The organism is Desulfosporosinus hippei DSM 8344, from assembly GCF_900100785.1.
In the GTDB taxonomy this organism is placed as follows: Bacteria; Bacillota; Desulfitobacteriia; order Desulfitobacteriales; family Desulfitobacteriaceae; genus Desulfosporosinus; species Desulfosporosinus hippei.
In genome coordinates this window covers 1-20,499 of sequence record NZ_FNCP01000012.1, presented here as the reverse complement: position 1 = coordinate 20,499, position 20,499 = coordinate 1, and the positions used below count along the sequence as shown (strand labels likewise).

Sequence of the window (20,499 nt, the reverse complement as noted above, 5' to 3'; positions counted from 1 at the left end):
GCATTCTAATTAACGGTCAATAATATCACACGTTCCCAAAGATTGAGGATTATGAAACTAATTTGATTAATAGAAGAAGTGATGTGTAAGTAAAATGTTAGATTCAGAAAGCTTATAGCAAGATAACTATAAGAAAAACAACAGTCAAGTAGTGTATGATAAAAATATCACAAACTATGTTTCGCAAAGGGCATGAAATGAAAAAGGGGGTTGTGAAATACTTAGTAATGGAACATCCTTAGCCAAAGCTGGTAAGAATGAAGGGAAAGTTACAATGTTAATGGAGCAAATGTTCGAAAATGCTATTTGATTAAAACAATTATCTTGCCTATTAAAATAGAACCCTGTGCTAATGATTTAGGAATGGAGCTGCATAGTCATGGAACAACTCTTTCTTTTATTTAAAGAGGTAGCAGAAACAAAAAACATTACATTATCGGCAGAGAAGTTACACATGAGTCAACCAAACGTTTCTTCGCAGATTAAGCAGCTGGAAAACCAGTATGGTGCTCGTTTTTTTGACCGGAGCAATAAAGGGGTTACATTGACTAAAGAGGGTGAAATTTTCTATTCACATGTCAGGAGTGTCCTGGACATTCTTGCGAGTGCCAAAGAGGAGATAAATGATTTAGAAAAAGGTCAGAGAGGAATCAATCTAGGGGCTACTTTGACGATTGCAGAATATATTCTCCCAGACATACTATCGTATCTGTATAAAAAACACCCAGACGCTAACTTCAACGTAAAGATTGCGAGTACAGAGGCCATTACTAAAGATGTTATAGAGAAAAAAGTCCATATTGGTTTGATTGAGGGAACAGTTCCACAGGACAAGTATCTTAGTGTAGGAAATTTTTTGGATGACGAGTTAGTAGTCCTTGTTTCCAAACTTCACCCTTGGGCGTCAAGAAAAGGTATTACTCTAGCCGAACTTTTATATGAGCGTCTGGTGACTCGTGAGAAGGGTTCGGAAACTCGTAAGATTATGGAGATGGCCTTTAAAGAGCGGGGCGTTGATCCTGAGGACCTGAATATTACTATGGAATTAGGAAGTACAGATGCAATCAAGCAAGTGGTTTCTGCAGGACTTGGAATTACCATTATCTCAGCTTTGACAGTTAAGCGAGAAGACGATAAAGAATCATTTAATACTTTAAAAATATTAGACGCTCCATTTTATCGGCCTCTGAGTATTCTCACCAATAACCGAATAAACCAAACCAGAGAAGAGTGTCTCTTAATCGACCTGCTCAATGATCATAGATTACTATTTAGTATTTTAAGTAAGAATCATAGTGAATTAGGGGAACACGCGAGCAAGGTGCGTTTTACACAACCTGCAGTAATGGCAGGAAAGGGAGGAGACAAGGAAAGTTACCGAGGGGTTTCCTAAAGACTTTACCTCATTATCAGAGGGCACGACTGAAAGCGAGAGGAAAACCGTTGAGGATCGCGGTAGTAACTTTTACAAAGCATTCCGGAAAACATTGGAGTTGGAATAATCATTGCCGATCGCCTAGTTCAATTATGATTCAGATAAAGAAAAACTTCGGAGTATACTTTTCAGGTAGTAATCGGGGAGGAGGCTAGAAGCAGCAAGCATCTAGCCTTTTATTTATGTGAATTTAAAAGATTTGGCTTAGTTAAAGAATGTTGTTGATTTATACAAAGTTATGTCCAAGCCATGTCGTAACACTCTTTGGCTCGATTATTGAACTTATTACAAGTTTGCGTTATGACGAAAAAGAAAAACTTATCCTTACAGTTCAAAATATAAATGAGCAATTCAACTGAAGGTAATGCTAAGCTAATTGGCGAACTAAGAGAGAAGAAATATAGCAAAGGTTTCAGTTGCCCTCAGTGTAGCGGTACTCATGTTGTTCGATATGGCAAGTTCAAAGGTCGCCAGCGGTATAAGTGTAAAGACTGCATAAAGACGTTCAGTGATTTAACAGATACCCCCTTGGCAAGAACTCGTTACCCCAACAAATGGATTCAGTTCATTGACTGTATGCTCCAAGGGCTTCCTCTTCGTCATTCAGCAAAAATTTTCGGGGTTAATCATGTGACCCAATTCTACTGGAGGCACAAACTGTTGAATGCTCTTAGTCAGATAGATATATCCTCATTTAATGGTATTTTAGAAGCCGATGAAACCTACTTCCTTTACTCAGAGAAAGGAAAACGTGGAATCATTTATGGCAAGCCCAGAAAACGTGGCTCATTGAGCCAAAGGTTTCAGAATCAAATATCCTCTGTTCGGATGCATGGAGGTCTTATTCATTGTTCGCTCGGAAGAAGGGCTTAGACCATCACAGTATCAAGTCTACCGAAGCACATGTTAAAAAGGGTATCTACCATATTCAGAACGTAAATAACTATCATAAACGTCTTAAAGATTGGTTGGCACATTTCAATGGGGTTGCCAGTAAGTACCTAGATAATTACTTGGCATGGTTTCGCTTCCTGGATTCCAAAGGCTTTGAAAAGACTAAAGAGAACCTTAAGGACATGCTTTATACTTCCTGTCTTTATCAGATGAGGGAAACTTATAGGTCATTGCGTTTGTCAGAATTCAGTGTTGCATAAGCCGTTAGAATATTGCTTTATATTACTCTGGAATAAATGAATAGTGATAATGTGTGGAAGTTTTAAAAGGAGATGTTCAAATATTGAAGAAAGTTATTGCACTCACAATTCTTATACTTATCTTGCTTCCTTCCATTGCATTAGCAGGTGACGTAGCGTACGATATAGCATTTGGAGATCAAGATGCTTTTGTAATTGGTAAGGTGACTAATATGAAAGACAATTTGTATTCAGTTCACATTGAAAAGGTATTAATGGGTGATATAGAAGCTACAGATATACAAGTTGAAAAACCAAAGTATCCTTCTGGATGGGATAATCCTACTGTAGGTCAGCATTATGCCCTGTCATTAGACAAAAAGAATACAGTCTATGAAATTAAGTTTGGTGGCTACAAAGCTGATAGCACAGATTACAAAACTTTGAAATTGGAGTATGCAGATATCCCAGGCAATGCTGTTCTAGAAGTTCAGGAGTTTATCAATAGTGGTAGATTTATTGAAGCTGATAAAGTGGCAAAGGCAAAGAAAAATAAAGAAGTTAGCAGTCAGGCAATATCAGAAACTAACATAAACCAGGAAAATGCTGTACAAGTCTCAAACACAAATTCAGAGAGCCCATTCAGCAGTACAAACACTGTATGGGCAACAGTTGCAGTAATTATCTGTGGTTCATTAGTGTTTAAGCTCTATAAATTCAGTAAGAACTAATAGGTCTAGAATCCAATGATACGTAAATTCTCTGTGGACTCACTATGCTCCATTACTGCCTCTGAAATCACACTCAGTAATATGTAACGATAACCAATTTTTTCGTTCAAGAAGAGATAGTTTAATTTTCGCATTCTTCTTATTATGCCTTAATTGGGGGCCTTACAGTGGGGCAAAGGGACAGCCGTATGTAACAACTCCTATTATCATACTGAAAATCAACAATAAGCTTTAACTAAGCCAAAGAATTAAACAAATAAGATGATATCAACTAATTAGAGCGTCCAAAAGCCACCGCGCAGCGGCTTAGTACCCGATACTAGAGGATGATGAATGTCGTTTGGATTCATCGGGAAAATCCATCCGTTATGTACAATACAGCTTTGAGAAAATATTTCCAGAAAGGGATTAAGAAAAAATGAAAATATTTCAAGTGGATGCTTTTACGAATGAAGCATTTAATGGAAACCCAGCAGGAGTTTGTATATTAGATAATCTAAAATCCGATTCTTGGATGCAAAGCTTTGCCAATGAAATGAATTTATCTGAAACGGCTTTTTTATTTCGAGAAAATAAAGTGTTTAATCTACGTTGGTTTACTCCAAAGACGGAAGTTTCTCTTTGTGGACATGCTACATTGGCAAGTGCACATATATTATGGGAGGAAAAAATTCTAAAGGACAATCAAGAAGCTATTTTTAGTACAAAAAGTGGTTTATTATAAGCAAATATAAAGGCGGATTCGTGGATTGAATTAGATTTCCCTGCTAGGTTCATTGAGCAGACTGAAAACCAAAAGTTCTTAAATGAAGCATTTGATATTAACCCAAGTTATATTGGCCGATTTTTAACTCCAAATGGAAACTTGTATTTAATTGAAGTTCAAGACGAAGAAATTGTAAAGAAGCTAAATCCAAAATTTGAGTTATTGGAAAACAGTGATGCCAAAGCAATTATTATAACCAGTAAATCTAATTCTGATAAATATGATTTTGTATCACGATTCTTTGCTCCTGGAGTTGGAATAAATGAGGATCCGGTTACTGGATCTGCACATTGTTCTTTAGCACCTTATTGGGGCAATAAATTAGGAAAAAACGAATTAATTGGATTTCAAGCGTCAGCTCGAACTGGAATCGTTAGGTGTATTTGGATTGGTAATAGAGTCGTTTTAAAAGGAAGGCAGTAACAATCTTCAAAGGAGATATTATAATTTAGCGATTCTAATAGCCGTGCAGCACATAACTTCTAGAGATACAATCTTTATTTTTTTCTATGTTGCGATGAGACTTGAGGTTCATTTGTTCAGCCTGATAGGATACAATATCGGCATTGTTTGGAATGCCTTTACTGAAAAATTTAATTACTAAGGAGTGTATGGGTTCTTGCACTCGAGACGTGAAATAAAAATGGAACGGATTTAAAGGTAGAGGAGAGAAGCGTATGGGCGATCGTGAATTTGATGAAATATTTGAGAATGATGAGTCAGATATGGTAATTAAAAAGGTTAGAAAGAAGTCTACTAGAAAGACGATTCTAATGTCTCTGGTAATGGGTGTGGTAGTGTTAATAGGTATTTTAGTAACTAATGCAGCCATTACCATTAAATTAAGCAATGAGATGTTCTACGTCAATGAGGCTAACATTAAGCTGCATGTACCCAACGGCTATATTAGCAAGTCGGATGACTCTATGGGCTTTTTAGGGGGGAGGAGTGACTTCACTGTCTCGAGGCTTGTTGGTGAAAAACCAGTGGTTCTGGAAAATAAGGCTGCGCCCTTTGGGTTGATTCCTCAACTTTTTATGTCAAGAAGTCAGGGCGGCAGTAGCCAATCAGCAGGCGAATGGCCCCGTAATTATTGGGAAAATAGCTACAGCAAGATGATCTTCTTTCATCCGGAAATCTCATATAAAGAATACAAAAATGATCTACATGAGTTAAATAGGATTTCTGATGATAAACTTATTGAGGTTGGAATATCCTTCGATAAACCCTATAAGGTAGCAGAGATCCAAACGATATTGCCGATTGTTAATAAATCTTGGTATTGGGTTGACGCTTGTAGCAAAGACGTTTTTGAACGTTATAAAAAAGAAGCTAGCGAATACGACGGTAAAGCTACGTTTATTAGTGAATACGAGGCGTTAGGAGTTAACGTGAGGGCATATGGAGGGGAAGATTTTTACGGGAGCTACTATAATTTCGTGGAGGCGTTGAAAAGTAGTAAAGATAAAAAGTATAACGAAATATATAACGAACTTGTCACCAAAGGCTATACAGATCCGAATAATGCTCCGATTTTAGGAGTGATCGTTTATGGCATGAAAGATGAATTGAAGACGCTTATTGGAAATCCCCACATCAAGGCTTCATCGTTTGGAGTGGTTGTAGATAAATATTAGCCAGGGAGCATCTTTACGAAAGAGAAGCAGCAGCTAAGGAGGAATGGCAGTAGTACGAGATAAACAAATCTAAGTTCTACTGTTGAGAAGAAGAGGATGAAAACTATGACTTTACCTCCCCTAATGATGTCGGGATCGATCAGTATCAAACATAAATTCGGAATCGATTCCGAATTTGAACTGCCATCTTTAGAGCCGGGCGAGGTTTTTAGCCATAAGAGCGGCCCTTAGACCGCAAAATTAACACCCAGGCTAAAACTTGCTATAGTTCAACAAGGTTGTGGTTGTGGCAAGATCGGTCTCTGAAGCCATAATAGTTGCCCAATAATTATAAGCAATAAAATAATAATTATTATCAGTGCTATACAAATCATATACTGCACCTCTTTATCTTAGATTCCCATAAGAATGTGAGGTTTCTTGATTTATACTATTCAGCATGTCCCTGAGATGTTCTAGCATGAAACATCCGTAGGCTCTCCATTTTAGAAAGGAAGTGGTACATGGCAGTTACCACAATACATATTATGCCTGATTGTCCAATAAGGTTACAAACTCGTCTCGCTTGGGGAACGACTAAAAATGTCAAAAAAAAATGACCCAATATTTTGGAAGGTCACGGAACGGTAACATGTTTGTTCTATGCTAAGTATAGTCGAAAAATACCCGACATAACGGATAAAATATAGACTGCTGTCTCTCTTTACCTCCCGCCTCTCTTAACTGAGAGGCGTTTTTATCTTTGATCAGATAGACTTAGTAAAAAGTTTCGCAAGACATAATATCACTGAGATCAATCCTAGATTAGCATGTGAAACAGCATAAATAAAACAGGAGGTAGTCAAACTACCCCCTGTCAAAGATTAACATTAACTTTTTTTTAATTTCTTGGTTTTACACTTGCATTCTGAAATATCGACCTTTTTATCTTTGCATTTACACTTAACTTTATCAGCCTTTTTCTTCTTTTTCTTCTTCTTTTTGTCGACTAAAAGATTTAGCTCTTTTTGAATATTGGCGACTTTTTCTTCTAATTCTGCTAATTTAAGCTCAAGAGTTTTTACTTCTTGACTGCCCATGTCTGAGGCTTCAGAAAGGTAATCGTCCTCAGTTTCAACAACCGGCAATTCAACACCCTTACTTTCTGCTTCTGAAACTTCATCAAGGGCACTTTCATTTTTAGGAATTATCTCCGCTTGAGGCTCAACTTCGGAGATTAACTCGGCCACATATTCTACTTTAGGGGGGGACTCAACATTAATTTCCCCTTCCAGTGTTGATTCTTGTGCGCTTTCTAATTCAGAAATCCCCTCAATTTGACTTTCTGCTTCAATACCTTCATTAACCTCTTGTATAGGATTAGTTTTGGGTGTTTTGTCAACAGCTTTTTTTGACATATTAGCTCCTCCTTTACTCATTTCCTTATTCTAAATCGTCCACTAACATCTTAAACTTTGCTCTAACACTCTTCGTAAAAGAGGTCTAAAATCTATAAATTAACCGTTCTAATATCGAATCCTGAGAGGATATGTGTGAAGTAGTCTAACTGGCCTTTTAGATTCTAAATGATTATCTCGAGAAAATCGGTTCTAGTTTCATACGACTAAGTTCAACTTCTTCTGAAGGGGTTTCACTTGAGCTTGAGCTAAGCAACAGTTCCTGACTATTTATAAGCGCTTTTCTCTTTGTAATAATTTTATTGTAGGTTCCTTCAAAATTCAAAACCCTTGATTTCGCTGTGTCTTCCAAAGCGACCTCCAGGATATTTATGACTTTTTCTCGAACTGCTGGATCTTCGACAGGAAAGAGAAGTTCTACTCTTCTATCTAAATTTCGTTTCATAAGATCCGCGCTAGAAAGGAAAATTGCTTCCTCGCCGTCTCCATAGAAATAATAGATTCGGCTATGTTCAAGAAATCGACCAACGATACTCCTAACAGTAATATTCTCGCTAATCAAAGGAATTTTTGGTCGCAGACAGCATATGCCACGAACAATCAGATCAATGGTAACTCCTGCAGAGGAAGCGTCATATAATGCTTCGATAATTTCCTTATCCACCAAAGCATTGACTTTGGCAATTATTCTAGCGGGCCTGCCGCTTCTAGCAATATCTGCCTCTTTGTTGATTAAATCGAGGAATTTTTTCCTAAGGCTGATTGGAGCAATGGTCAATTTGTAGAGATGGGAAGGGCTGGAACAGCCCGAGAGGACATTGAAAACTGCAGAGGCATCCGCTCCTATATACGGATTACTGGTTAACAAACCTAAATCTGTATATATTTTTGCAGTCACATCATTATAATTACCAGTTCCAAGGTGAACGTATCGTCTAATAATACCCTCTTCCCGGCGAACAATCAATAATACCTTGCAATGGGCTTTTAATCCGACTAATCCATAAATCACATGGCATCCTGCAGTTTCAAGCTTCTTAGCCCAAGTGATATTATTTTGTTCATCAAAGCGTGCTTTTAACTCGACGAGAACAGTAACTTGTTTCCCGTTGTCAGCGGCCTGAGCTAATGCTTCAATAATGGGGGAATTGCCGCTTACCCGATAAAGTGTTTGTTTAATCGCGAGAACATTAGGATCTTCTGCAGCTTTTTTGACAAGGTCAACAACCATATCAAAAGAATCGTAGGGATGATGTAATAAAATGTCTTTCTCAGTGATTGACTGAAATATATCCTGATCGTCATTTAAGAGAGTTGTATAAGCCCGGGGTTTAAGTGGATCATATCTTAGATGATCATAGCCATCAAGTCCACTTAGTTTCATGAGAAATGTTAAATCAAGGGGTCCCTTAACTTTATAATTCGCTTCTACTGAAATTTCCAACTCTTCTTCTAAGAATTTCAGCAGTAAAGGATTCATACTCTGTTCAATTTCTAAGCGAATTGCACTCCCGAATTTTCTTTGTTTTAGTGACAGCTGAATTGCCGTGAGAAGATCTTCCGCTTCATCCTGAGCAACATCCAAATAAGCATTTCTAGTAATACGATAACACCCTATGGCTTTGATATAGTATTTATTGAATAAGGCAGCTAAGTTTGCTTTAATAATTTCTTCTAAAAGAATAAATACCCTTTGACAATTAATGGTTGGAATTTCTATTAACCGATCTAAGACTGAGGGAACCTGAATAGTTCCAAATATCGAATTACTATCATCGCTATCAGTATCCTGCAATAATAAGGCAATATTTAAGGTCTTGTTCAAAATTAGAGGGAATGGCTGGTTTCTATCGACAGTCATTGGGGTAAGAACCGGAAATATATTATTGGCATAGTAATCTCGAATAAAATCAAGCTGATCTTTGTTTAGCTCCTTATATCGGATAAAATGAATATTTTCTTTCTTTAGAGATTTTGTTAGTGAACGATTATAACAATTGTACATATCCGTAACTTGTTTGTGGGTTTTCGAGGATATTCTAAAAAGTTGTTCCTTGGGAGTGAGACCGGCAGGGTCAGTTTTTACGAACTTTGCAGTGACTTGATCATGCAAGGATGCTACTCGAATCATAAAGAATTCATCTAAGTTAGAACCTACAATTGAAAGAAATTTTAAGCGTTCTAAAAGGGGGTTACTGGTATCCTGAGCTTCTTCTAAAACTCTTGCATTAAATTCCAGCCAGCTGAGTTCTCTATTGAAAAATTGCTGGGTTGTATAAGGATTTTTCTTCAATGCTTTTTATCCTTTCAGTTTAATTCTTACACCCATTACTTCTTGAAAAAATTCTGCATTGTTCATGATGTCCCACTTTTCCAGGATAATGTCCTTATTACTAATTAGGTGTAGGTAAAGTTCGTCGTCTGAAGAACTGAGTATTTCAAAATCACTAATCTTTTGCTTATGTGAAATATCCATTGATTCAGCAATTTTTAAGATTGAAGATAGTTTTGAAACTAAAATTTTTTCAGTATGACTCAAAACATAATAACTTTGGTCCGAATATGTAGGAATCCTTGTTGTTGTGTGATACTTGGCAATATTAGCGATCAGTTCTAATTCTTTATCCGAGAAGCCTAAAATACTTTGTGATCTGATTATATCCGAGGAATGGTTGCTGTGTTCACTTAAACTAACATAGTTTCCAGAATCATGAAGAATTGCTGCCACCTGAAGATATAATTTTTCCTGATCCCCAAGTTTATGATATTTCCATGTTTTTTCAAATAATTCTATGGACATTTTTTCTACATAGGACGCATGTTTTTCATCCACACCATATTTTTCAGCCATATACCACACTGAACTTATAATATCATTCTCATCGTTTGATTTTCGTTGCGTCTCATATAAACTATCAATAAGCCCATAAAGAATCCCTTGACGATTAGTTATCATCGGGGCATGGATGCCCTTAGCTTTTGTCCTGCTCAGTAAGCTGTGAATAATTAATATGGTGGGCAATAATAATTCTGCCTCTGCCAAAGTAATATTGAATGCTTCGATCATTTGGTCGCTGCTTAAATCTCTAACCTGAAAATACAGGGTATCAAAAGATTCTTTGCTGATATAAGCTTGTTGTTCCATTTTGGTGATTTGTAATAATATGCTTAAACTCCCGCCAAGACAAATAAATTTCTTAATAGGTATTTTTTTCAGCTTAGGTTTAAGTAAATATATTTTGCTTTCAATATATTCTTCCATAATCCTGGGGAATGAAATGGTTTTTGCTTCCAGTGAAGAGAGAACTTCTCTTAGCCTTAACGGTCCCAGTTTGAGATGTTCTGTAAACTTCAATCCATCGGCGGCATACATTGAAACTTCGACTCCACCAGAAGTTATATTTGCAATAATTGAATCAGCAAGGTCAATCTGGTCAACTTCGTTTAAATAATTTCTCAAAGCTTTATAGATCAAAAATCGCTCTTGAAGAATATTAACAATTTCCACATGGATTCCTGCTATAAGTCTTATTTGTTCAATAATGTAGTCTCGATTATCTGCTTCATGGAGACCACTTGTAGCAATTGCTCTATATACTTTCACCTCGTAATCCTTCATAAGTTTGGCAAAACTTTTTAATCGAATACAGGTTTCATTAATAGTTTTAGGGGAAATTCTTCGAGTTGTAAATGTATCCTTGCCAATATTATTTGGCAGGGAAGTATCCTCTAATATCCTTAAGGTACCATCGGAATGTAATTGTGCAATACTCATTCTTAAGAAATCTGAACCTACATTAATGGCGGCTACCACTTCATTTTTCTTTTTCATTATATTACGGCTCCTTATGTACCTCTTGTGATCTAAGTTTGCCAACCTTGAAAATAGTTTAGATTTAATATAGTATTAGATCGATTTATCTAACGTATCATAGCATATAATTTTATGGGAGAAATAGCATGAAGAAAATCGGAATAATTGATATTGGGTCCAATTCAATAAGGTTAATGTTAATAGAGGTCAGTGGTAACTATTTTCGAATTATTGATGAAGTAAAGGAAACCGTTCGATTAGGAATGGGGATGACTGAAGATAACCGACTTAATCCAGTTAGGATTGAAAGAGCTATTGAAACGTTATCCTATTTTAAATCATTGTGTGAAGGTTTAGGCGAATGCGAACTGTTCCCCGTAGCAACTGAAGCTGTCCGAAGGGCGAGCAATCAAGCGGAATTCTTAAAGTTAGTTGAATCCAAGTTACAAATCAAAATAAAGGTACTTTCCGGGGTAGAAGAGGCTTATTATGATTATTTTGGTGTCATTAATAGTATGGACTATTCGAATGTGTTAATCATAGATATCGGAGGATCCAGTACAGAACTCATCTGGGTTGAGGGTAAAACGGTTAAGGAAGCAGTTAGTCTCCCTTTTGGTGCAATTACCATTACTGATCAATACGGAATTAGAGAAAAAATGAATAGCACTATTGAAAAAGAATTAAATACATACCTTCTCTCACAATTCGGAAGAATATCTTGGCTTGGTGGGGCAACGAATTTACCGCTGATAGGAGTGGGCGGAACGATTCGCAATATTGCTAGAATATCAAGGAAAAATACTAATTATCCCATAGATCGTTCTCATAATTACATAATGGATTCTGCTGATGTCTTGAATTTATATGATTATATAAAATTCAACAACTCCGAGCAACGTAAAAAGATAAAGGGGCTTTCTAAAGACCGGAGCGATATGTTCTTAGGAGCATTTTCTGTGGTTTCAGCTTTGATAGAGTTCTGTAGTAGCCCTCAACTAATTGTAAGTGGCAGCGGAATTCGAGAAGGGCTGTTACATGAGATCCTTCATGGAGATAAAGTGATTAACGATGTGCTTGAGTTTTCTATTAATAATATTATTGAAACATTAAGTATTGATAAACAACATGCCCATCACGTTTGGAAGCTTGCGGAAAGCTTGTATACTCAGCTTCAGCCTATCCACAAGATGAATGGCAACTCTTACAAAATTTTAAAAACTGCATCCTTATTACATGATTGCGGTAAAGCAATAAATTTCTATAGTTATCACAAACACTCCTTCTATATGATGGCTAGTTTACCAATTAACGGGCTAACGCATAAAGAACTCATTATGGCGGCTTATACAATGATTCTTAGCGTAAAAGAGAATTTTGTGCTCGACAAATCTCCGTATGTCAAGCTATTAACAAAAGAAGATAAATTAATTGTTCAAAGACTCGGAACGATTTTAAGACTGGCAGAATCCCTCGACAAGAAAAGGAACGGAAATGTTACTGATGTAGTATGCGAGTTAAGGTCAGACAACTTGTTCTTGCGTTTATTATCAGAGGGCACGACTGAAAGCGAGAGGAAAACCGTAGAGGACCGCGGTAGTAACTTTTACAAATTATTCGGGAAAACATTGGAGTTGGAATAATCATTGCCCATCGCCTAGTTCATTTATGCTTCAGGTAAAGAAAAACTTCGGAGTATACTTTTTAGGTAGTAATCGGGGAGGAGGCTAGAAGCAGCAAGCATCTAGCCTTTTATTTATGGGTCGGCGACGACTTTAGAACTTTCCGGAAATGTCGGTGAGCGAGATGTATCTGTCATCTCGCTCATTCTATACGGCTTAGACTAAACCGGAAAAATCTAAATTCATATATCATTACTTGTCAGTATAAAGTATAAACATTAATTCTCAGTTAAGGAAAAGTTAACTTAATGTTAAACTTCGCTGCAGCCTCTCTTGGCTAGCATGACCACTGCTGTGTTAATTGGCAAGCTTACAGGGTTGTCTAGAACGATAACAATGTCTCTGGCACCTAAATCGGTAACAATACCTATTGCAATAGAAATTGCTAAATATATAGGTGGTGATCCGACTTTGGTAGCCATTTTTGTGGTTGTTACCGGTTTGGTTGGCTCCATTATCGGACCTACATTATTAACGAGATTAAAAGTCACAGATCCTGTTGCCAGAGGGATTGCCTTAGGTACTGCTGGTCAGGGTCAAGGGACTGCCGTTGCTATGCTAGAGGGTGAAATGCAAGGAGCTATGGCCGGACTGGCAATGGCACTGGCTGGTGTTTTAACATCATTGATAGCACCGATGTTCCTCACACTGATAGGATAAATACTGACTTACCATTTTGACTATCTCAATTTCTATATCCATAAGAGCGGCCCTTAGGCCGCAAAATCAACAGCCATCGGCTGGTGAGGCATTTGCCCCTCTGGCAGGCTTTAATACAAGGGCGGATCATACAAATCAGTTGTTGTTGAATCTGTTATTTTAATGTCTTTTTTGCCGATTAATTCGCCACCGGTGGTGACAAACATATTTTTTGATATAATCAGTTCCATAGCGGCTTCAACTTCCGCGGCAGTCAAGTCTGTCCGTGGTGCCGGCAGCGTAAGGGTAAATGTGCTTCCCTGGGTTGTAGCAAAGGTCAGCCGAAGGGTCTTCTGCTGCGTATCTGCCATACCAATCCCCCCTCTCCTCGTATGATCGATTGAATAGAGATTTATTCCTCAGCTAGATCAAAGCGGTTATTTCGGGTTACGGATACCAACGGGTATTCCAACAAATCGAATAAAGTGGTTGCAACTTCGTAAAGATCCTCATCGGACACGTCCATCTTCAGCCCGGAAAAGCTTTTTTGCCGGAAAACCGGGGAACCGCCGGCATTCGTGCCGATCTGATAACGGAGAACCATCTCGGTTTCCACCCCTGACGAAATGATAGGCATTCATAATCCCTCCCTTATTCTGATTTTTACTGGTCAAGCCTTGGTTTGTCCTTTTTATCTTATGCACCTTGTCCGGTAGGGGTTACCCTTGTCTAGGGTATATATGACAAAATAATGGGAAGACCGTAAAGTACCTAAGCCTTTTACGGTCTTCCCATTATTTTGTCACAAGTGAGGGCTTGAACACATAGGCTATGAGTAAGGCTGTACAAATCCATCTTGTCTTATGGGAGCTTTTCTCCGGAAAAGCTTATGAATAAGCAGAGGAGCTAGAAAATCATGGCGAAGGGAATAAGTGAGCGAACGCCACAGATTATCGCGGCGGAAATTAACAGTATTAAAGATCAAACTGGCAGAATGCTGCTTTATAGCTCTGTCGAGATCGGACGGCGTCTGACGGAGGCCAAATCCATGGTCAATCATGGAGAATGGGGAAAGTGGCTGGAGAGCTCGGTGAGTTACTCCCAAAGCACAGCCAATAAACTCATGCGCCTCTTTGATGAGTATGGGGCCAAGCTCACCACCGGACAGGACAGTGGAAATTCGGAATCGATTCCGAATTTGAGCTACACCCAGGCGATTATCCTCCTGGGAATTCCCGAGGAGGAACGGGAGTCCTTTGTGGCAGAGCATGACGCAGCGAATATGTCGACCCGGGAGCTCAAACAGGCAGTCCAGGAAAGGGATCAGGCTGTTAACGAAAAAGTGGAGCTTCAAAATGCTCTGACCGCCAACCAGGGTACAGTCACTGAAATAGCCTCTGAGCGGGACGAGTTGAGAAAACAGGCCTCAGGTTTCCAAGCGGCCATCCACACGAAAGAGTTGACCATCAAAACTTTACAGGGGAAACTGGACTCAGCCAGACAGAGTGAAGCTTCAGTTGAAAAAATCGCCGTCCTGGAAAAGGATATCAAAGTCGCCCGGATCAAGCTGTCGGCCAACAAAGTCAGCTTTCTCTACAACAATATCGCCAAAGAGTTCGAAGACTTGCTGAGTGAACTGACTAAACTGGCCCCGGCAGATCCGGAAGCTCATGAAAAGTATAAGAGCGAGGTAAGCGAGCTGATCGGAAAAATAGCGGAAAGACTGTAAGGCTGCTGTCCAGGCCCAGGTGCAGGTAGGGTTGCGATAGTTGAAGGGACTGCTGCAAAATGAACGAAAAAAGTTCACAGAGCAGCAGCCCTTTGATTTCATAAGGACAGCAATCCCTTCTCGGCAGTCTTGATCTGGGGCACAGCAGAAGCTATATACAAAACATTATCGCAGGGCGCTCCTTGCCATCTCTTGAAGAATTTTTGTATATCTGTGAGTATCTGAATGTCACGCCAAAAGCTTTTTTCGATGAAAGCGAGGCAGAACCGATTCTGATTCAAAAAGCACTTGACGGTCTGCACGGTCTGCCCGATAAAGACCTTCTGATGTTAATCGGCCTGATAGAGCGTTTCAAGGAAGGTAAAAGCAAATAAATCTGGCAATTATTAATGGTATAATTGCGGCACTATCTGAAATGGTTTGTTTGATGTTAAGCGCAGACCTGATAGCACAAACAAAACAGTAATGTTTTGACAACCCTCGCCTGAAAAGCGAGGGTTGTTTGATTTTATGGGAATAAATCTCTTAATCAAAGGTAGAAAAAGAGGAAATGGAAAAATATTATAGAAATGTAATAAAAAATTAATTGATTAGAGGTGATCACACCAAGTTTATAATTGTATCTTTGGAGAGGAGAAACGTATGAGTACACTTTTCATAGTTTTGGCCTTTATCAATCTTGCCACTTGGATACTTATGGGCTCAATCTTCTTCAGTTATTTGAAGAGCAAGCCAATTTTTAGTGGTACTAGTTGTTCCGAAAAGGGTATCATTTATCCATCCTTATCTGTGGTCATCCCAGCTTGTAATGAAGAAGAGTCAATCGGAAAGGCGATTAGTCAATTACTAGACCAAGATTATCCGAATTTTGAAGTGATAGTCGTTAATGATCGTTCTACAGATCGCACGAGAGTGATTCTTGATAAACTTAAGGTTATATATCCTCAATTAAAAGTTGTAAATATTTCAGATTTACCCCCCAATTGGTTAGGTAAAAACCATGCTGTTTATCAAGGAGTGAAAGAGGCAACAGGTGAGTGGCTGCTTTTTACAGATGCCGATGTTATGTTCTCCCCTGGAAGTTTAAAGAAAACCGTAAAGTACTCGATGGAAAACAAGCTTGATCACTTAACAATCACTCCTGATATAACCTACAAAGGTTTTTTCTACGGCGGTTTTATCTCCTTTTTTGTTCTGGTTGTTACTGGTTTTTACCTAATTAGTAAGAGTGCTGGAATCGGTGCCTTTAACCTCATAAAAAGATCTACCTATCAAGAAATTGGCGGTTACGAGAGATTAGCAATGCAACCTGTTGATGACGTTTCTTTAGGTAAATTAGTTGTGTTGAAGGGATACAAACAGGGTTTTGGGTTTAGTAAAGGCTTAATATCAGTAAAATTATTTGATAACCTAGGTGCCATGCTAAAAGGTATTGAGAAAAATCAGTTTGCAAGTATTAATTATAAATTTCTGCCCACTTTAGCATTTTGTTGGTTCATTCTTTTTCTTCATGTTTATCCATACGCGGGAATGTTCCTGGGATCCGAATGGGCTAGAGCAATGTGTGGGTTTTCCATCATTATATTAGTAGCTATTTATTATCACTTGAAGAAGTACACCGTTGTGTCATTAAGGTATGTTTTAATTCATCCTTTATCAGCTATACTGTACTTTTGGGCGGTATTAAACTCGATGGTCAAGATTCTAAGTAGGGGCGGTCTCAAATGGCGGGGGACAGTTTATTCTTTAGATGAGTTGAAGAAACATACTTTTTAAGAGAAAGTAATAAGTATCCATATCAAATACATCAAAAGAGTGCAAATTGAACTAAGTATTATCCTCAGGAGTGTTTTTCCACTGTCTCGTTCAGAGATAGAGGCTAAATTGAGGGAGAAAAAATATGAGCGTTCTTCTTTTGACAATTGCTTCGATTTTGGCATTATACGGGCTAATCTCAGTTGTGTTATGGCTCAGATATATGAAAACGATACGTCTTTTTGAGGTAACTGATTGTTTGAATGATGAAGCAATTTATCCTACACTATCGGTGATAGTTCCAGCATGCAATGAAGAGGAATGTATTGAACAGACGGTTAGACAGTTAATCACTCAAGATTACCCAAATTTAGAGATAGTTATTGTGAATGACCGCTCAACCGATAACACTGGGGCAATTTTAGAGAAGCTTCTAATTCAATTCCCGCAACTTAAAGTGGTAACTATTTATGATTTGCCTTCAAATTGGTTGGGCAAAAACCATGCTATCGACCAAGGCGTGAAACATGCTACAGGGGAGTTGTTGCTTCTTACCGATGCAGATGTAATGTTTGCACGGAGAAGTTTGAAAAATACGGTTAGTTATGCATTAGAACATTCGCTAGACCACCTAACAATCGTTCCAGATGTTTTTTACGGAGGTGTTTTCTACCGGGCTTTTCTTGCATATTTTGGGTTAACATTTTTCAGTATAGCAATGGTTACCCATAAGGTGGGATTGGGTGCATTTAACTTAGTAAAAACATCCGTATATCAGGAAATTGGCGGGTATGAAGCGATTGCTTTACATCCTCTTGATGACATGTCGTTTGGGAAGCAAGTTGTGGAGAAGGGATATAAACAAGGTTTAGCATGTTCAGGCAAAGGTTTTATCGTGGTGAAATGGTATGAGAGCCTTTTTGATATTCTTAGGGGCTTTGAAAAGAACCAATTTTCATCTATGAACTATAGGGTATCAGCCGTAATAGGTTTATGCATATATAGCTTGCTTACTAATGTTTATCCTTTTGCTGGTCTGTTCTTTGGCCCACTATCGGCGAGGGTTCTATGTGGGATATCTGTCCTCAGTTTGTTTGTCGCCTATAATCACTTATCAAAGCTCATTGATATTTCCCGTGGTTATTTTTTACTTCATCCTTTATCTGCGTTGTTGTTTCTTGGAGCAATGCTAAATTCAATGGTCAAGATTATTAACCGAGGCGGTATCAAATGGCGAGGAACCTTCTATCCCTTAGAAGTATTGAAGAAACATATTTAAGTTCAACGTTAGAACAACCTTACATCTATGGCCTAAAAAAGCAAAGTACCTTGCAAGTTGAAACAATTCATGTCGCTGCCGATAAAGGCTATGATGATAAGGATGAAATAGAAGCAGCCTAACGAGCATGATATCGCGAGAGCTGTCGAGGAGTTGAGCTGGGTATGATAAAATCGACCGCTCGGAAACCAAATAAAGTAAGGCTTGAGAAAACTCAAGTCTTTTTTGTTATAATGCCATTTTTCTTAAGGTATGGTATATAATGGATTGTGAGAAGATCATGCCGAAAAATATAGAAGAGTGAGAGGAGGAGTGGTCGGTCGTGAGAACTTCTAAGATACTGACATATATCTTGTACATATTAGTTCTGCTTGGCGCTCTGGCAGTTGCTTCTTGGGAGATGTTTATGATCAAAGTATGGGTAGGTAGAAATTATACACCAATACCAGGGTTTATTGGATCTAGTGTAATTTATATATTATTAGGCTTATTATTGGGGTTAGAACACTTAGTGAAAGAATTCCGCAAGGACGGAAATTGGTCAGTAAATATTATTAGGCTTATTATCATGGGGGTTCCATCGGGTGTTTTTGCTTTTTATTTGGTTTTAATTTATACGTTACCAATTCGACTTCCAAGTTTCCTTTCCTATAATAACTTGTTCTTTCAGGTCTCGGGAATAATTTGCGGATATACACTTATAACTAGCTTTTATAAGAAAGAAGCAATATTAAGGGAGGAGATCAATGAATTCTATAAATGTTAGTTCCATTATTATAAACATATTAACAACGCTTTTTATGTTTGTTTGGATTGCTATTGCTATGATTAATGCAAAGCATTGGCGTACCATTCTTATCCTGTGACGCTTTCGTAGGAAATTGTGCAATAGCAATATATAAAAAGGAGATATTATGAAAGTGTCAACAAAAAAGTCTCTCGAAAGGAATTTCATAAATCTTGCAGTTATAACTATAACTTTTCTCATTGTTAATCTGATAATTAGGGATTCATTTTCTGATATCGAGTGGGATGTGTTATTTGTTATGTATTTAGCATTTTTTATAACCTCTCTAATGAGGAGTTATAAAGAAAATTGGTAATGTTATTTTGGTGTGAAGTTTATGGTGAAAAGATATAATTCTAATGAACTACATTCTATTAAGGGTAAAGATATCCTGGCTCTTAGGAAGACAAAGTTAAAAAGATATAAATGCAATGGGCCAGTTATTTATAAATATTAACTAAACTGACTTAGAAGAGTAAAACTTCCATAGTCCCTTTCTGTATGAAATGCTTGATTGATATCTGACGGTCTGTCATTTTTATTTTTATTCGGTGACTTCCAAGATCTAAAAGGATATCAAGGAAATGTGTGGAAGGATACAATTAGGTCGTCATGGCTAGGAAATTATTGTCGGAAAGATACCAAGAAGGGGATATAGATGTGAAAAGTAAAGAGCGAGTCATATGGATAGGTTCATTGGTGATAGTTATCTCCATCTCCTTATTCCTTTTTCTTCAATATCAAACTAAGTTGAGTTACGCTGAGCAAAAGATGACTAGTTTATCTAACGATAACACCAAACTACAGCAAGGAAATGAAGATTACGTCACTCAAGTTGCGGAATTGAAGGGCGAGATCGAAATACTAGTCAACTCTGATAAAGTTGCGATAAGGGAATTACAGCGTGAAGGTTATACTGGTCAACTTAAAGACATCGTCGCAGACCTTAAAACGCATAGCGAGCTGATTCCCTACAAGGGGATTAAGGGTGGCACAATGGGGTTTTATAGTGAAAATGACATACATGTTCTTACAGATAAATGGGTATTGGCATATTTCGAAGATGGACATATTTCTGGATACATGTTATTAAGATACGACACAAATGAAGGAGCTATCTCATGGAGGGTAATTGATTCCTACCTAAATGGCAAATAGGAGCATATCTCCCCATGAGGTTTCTAATATTTTAGGAAACGGATTAAGAGATTTACCTGAAAAACATTTGCTTCAGCACAACTAAATAAACCTATAACATTACTATCATTCTTGGCTGTAAACAAAGGCGTATCATCCGTAGAAGATATCAAGAGGGTATTTGTAAATGAACTGTGATTGGCTAACATTACACAGGAGATGAGAAAATGGGCTTCTATTGGGTAGGATTCATCTTTTGGACATTGATTGGATGTGCTTTATTGCTATTTGTTTACGGACTTTGTAAAAAGTCTTCTAAGGCACTACTTATTAGTGGGACAGCATTTATACTACCAATGCTCTATTTCGGCGGTGCTGAAAATTGGTATGGATTGCTCGCATTCGTACCTTTGATTCCGTTCGTACTCGCATATTACACAAACAAAAGAGTCCAAAGATGAAGTGATATGCTCCCCTTTGGGTCAATGTCATTAAGTTAAGGCCTGAAAAACACAACCATCCAGATTAAGATGGTTGTGTTTTTCTTATACATACAGGTGGGCATATAAAATTTATCA

The 20,499-nt window shown here is 37.9% G+C and carries 17 protein-coding genes and 2 pseudogenes; 14 read left to right on the top strand and 5 right to left on the bottom strand.

All coding sequences use genetic code 11. From position 1 onward, the window contains the following. Positions 1-379: 379 nt before the first annotated feature. The 5 genes and pseudogenes from BLS16_RS11555 (at position 380) to BLS16_RS11535 (ending at position 5,702) form a co-directional block, all read left to right on the top strand. Complete coding sequence (locus BLS16_RS11555) at positions 380-1,393, top strand: LysR family transcriptional regulator (protein WP_092333360.1); 1,014 nt, start codon at positions 380-382, stop codon at positions 1,391-1,393. 257 nt (positions 1,394-1,650) lie between these two features. Next, a pseudogene (locus BLS16_RS11550) lies at positions 1,651-2,589 on the top strand (IS1595 family transposase). A 53-nt stretch (positions 2,590-2,642) separates the two neighbouring features. After that, positions 2,643-3,299, top strand: coding sequence for a hypothetical protein (locus BLS16_RS11545; protein ID WP_176786138.1), 657 nt, complete (start codon positions 2,643-2,645; stop codon positions 3,297-3,299). 418 nt (positions 3,300-3,717) lie between these two features. Then, positions 3,718-4,488: pseudogene (locus tag BLS16_RS11540) on the top strand (PhzF family phenazine biosynthesis protein). Positions 4,489-4,742: 254 nt separating this feature from the next. Next, positions 4,743-5,702, top strand: a complete 960-nt coding sequence (locus BLS16_RS11535; RefSeq protein WP_092333356.1) for an anti-sigma factor — start codon at positions 4,743-4,745, stop codon at positions 5,700-5,702. An 869-nt stretch (positions 5,703-6,571) separates the two neighbouring features. Here the strand turns inward: BLS16_RS11535 and BLS16_RS11530 are convergent. From BLS16_RS11530 to BLS16_RS11520, 3 genes are all read right to left on the bottom strand, one after another. Beyond that, the gene (locus BLS16_RS11530) at positions 6,572-7,099 is read right to left on the bottom strand and encodes a hypothetical protein (protein ID WP_092333354.1); all 528 of its coding nucleotides are present in this window, start codon (positions 7,097-7,099) and stop codon (positions 6,572-6,574) included. A 172-nt stretch (positions 7,100-7,271) separates the two neighbouring features. Then, the gene (locus tag BLS16_RS11525; protein WP_092333352.1) at positions 7,272-9,392 is read right to left on the bottom strand and encodes an RNA degradosome polyphosphate kinase; all 2,121 of its coding nucleotides are present in this window, start codon (positions 9,390-9,392) and stop codon (positions 7,272-7,274) included. Between the two features lie 6 nt (positions 9,393-9,398). Further along, on the bottom strand, positions 9,399-10,931 hold the full coding sequence (locus BLS16_RS11520) for a Ppx/GppA phosphatase family protein (protein ID WP_092333350.1): 1,533 nt from the start codon (positions 10,929-10,931) through the stop codon (positions 9,399-9,401). Positions 10,932-11,059: 128 nt separating this feature from the next. Between BLS16_RS11520 and ppx the strand changes: the two genes are divergently transcribed. Together ppx and BLS16_RS11510 are read left to right on the top strand one after the other, a co-directional pair. Then, on the top strand, positions 11,060-12,556 hold the full coding sequence (ppx, locus tag BLS16_RS11515; protein ID WP_092333348.1) for an exopolyphosphatase: 1,497 nt from the start codon (positions 11,060-11,062) through the stop codon (positions 12,554-12,556). A gap of 321 nt (positions 12,557-12,877) precedes the next feature. After that, the gene (locus tag BLS16_RS11510) at positions 12,878-13,255 is read left to right on the top strand and encodes an LrgB family protein (protein WP_092333347.1); all 378 of its coding nucleotides are present in this window, start codon (positions 12,878-12,880) and stop codon (positions 13,253-13,255) included. A gap of 110 nt (positions 13,256-13,365) precedes the next feature. Here the strand turns inward: BLS16_RS11510 and BLS16_RS11505 are convergent, their stop codons facing one another. Then, positions 13,366-13,605 carry a DUF2922 domain-containing protein gene (locus tag BLS16_RS11505; protein ID WP_092333345.1) on the bottom strand — a complete coding sequence of 80 codons (240 nt, stop codon included), beginning with the start codon at positions 13,603-13,605 and terminating at the stop codon, positions 13,366-13,368. A gap of 41 nt (positions 13,606-13,646) precedes the next feature. After that, on the bottom strand, positions 13,647-13,871 hold the full coding sequence (locus tag BLS16_RS11500) for a DUF1659 domain-containing protein (protein WP_092333343.1): 225 nt from the start codon (positions 13,869-13,871) through the stop codon (positions 13,647-13,649). A 279-nt stretch (positions 13,872-14,150) separates the two neighbouring features. On the opposite strand from BLS16_RS11500, the gene BLS16_RS11495 reads away from it, so the two are divergent. The 7 genes from BLS16_RS11495 (at position 14,151) to BLS16_RS24250 (ending at position 19,942) form a co-directional block, all read left to right on the top strand. Further along, positions 14,151-14,963, top strand: a complete 813-nt coding sequence (locus BLS16_RS11495) for a DUF3102 domain-containing protein (RefSeq protein ID WP_092333341.1) — start codon at positions 14,151-14,153, stop codon at positions 14,961-14,963. A 134-nt stretch (positions 14,964-15,097) separates the two neighbouring features. Beyond that, complete coding sequence (locus BLS16_RS11490) at positions 15,098-15,337, top strand: helix-turn-helix domain-containing protein (protein ID WP_282433738.1); 240 nt, start codon at positions 15,098-15,100, stop codon at positions 15,335-15,337. A 268-nt stretch (positions 15,338-15,605) separates the two neighbouring features. Then, on the top strand, positions 15,606-16,739 hold the full coding sequence (locus BLS16_RS11485; protein WP_092333339.1) for a glycosyltransferase family 2 protein: 1,134 nt from the start codon (positions 15,606-15,608) through the stop codon (positions 16,737-16,739). Between the two features lie 124 nt (positions 16,740-16,863). Then, positions 16,864-17,997 (top strand): glycosyltransferase family 2 protein, encoded by a 1,134-nt coding sequence (locus BLS16_RS11480; protein WP_092333337.1) that lies wholly within the window; start codon positions 16,864-16,866, stop codon positions 17,995-17,997. After that, positions 17,949-18,119, top strand: coding sequence for a hypothetical protein (locus BLS16_RS23605; protein WP_176786137.1), 171 nt, complete (start codon positions 17,949-17,951; stop codon positions 18,117-18,119). The genes BLS16_RS11480 and BLS16_RS23605 overlap by 49 nt, the downstream gene beginning before the upstream one ends. Positions 18,120-18,319: 200 nt before the next feature. Further along, the gene (locus BLS16_RS11475; protein WP_092333335.1) at positions 18,320-18,763 is read left to right on the top strand and encodes a hypothetical protein; all 444 of its coding nucleotides are present in this window, start codon (positions 18,320-18,322) and stop codon (positions 18,761-18,763) included. 633 nt (positions 18,764-19,396) lie between these two features. Then, positions 19,397-19,942 (top strand): hypothetical protein, encoded by a 546-nt coding sequence (locus tag BLS16_RS24250; RefSeq protein WP_242876265.1) that lies wholly within the window; start codon positions 19,397-19,399, stop codon positions 19,940-19,942. Positions 19,943-20,499 lie beyond the last annotated feature (557 nt).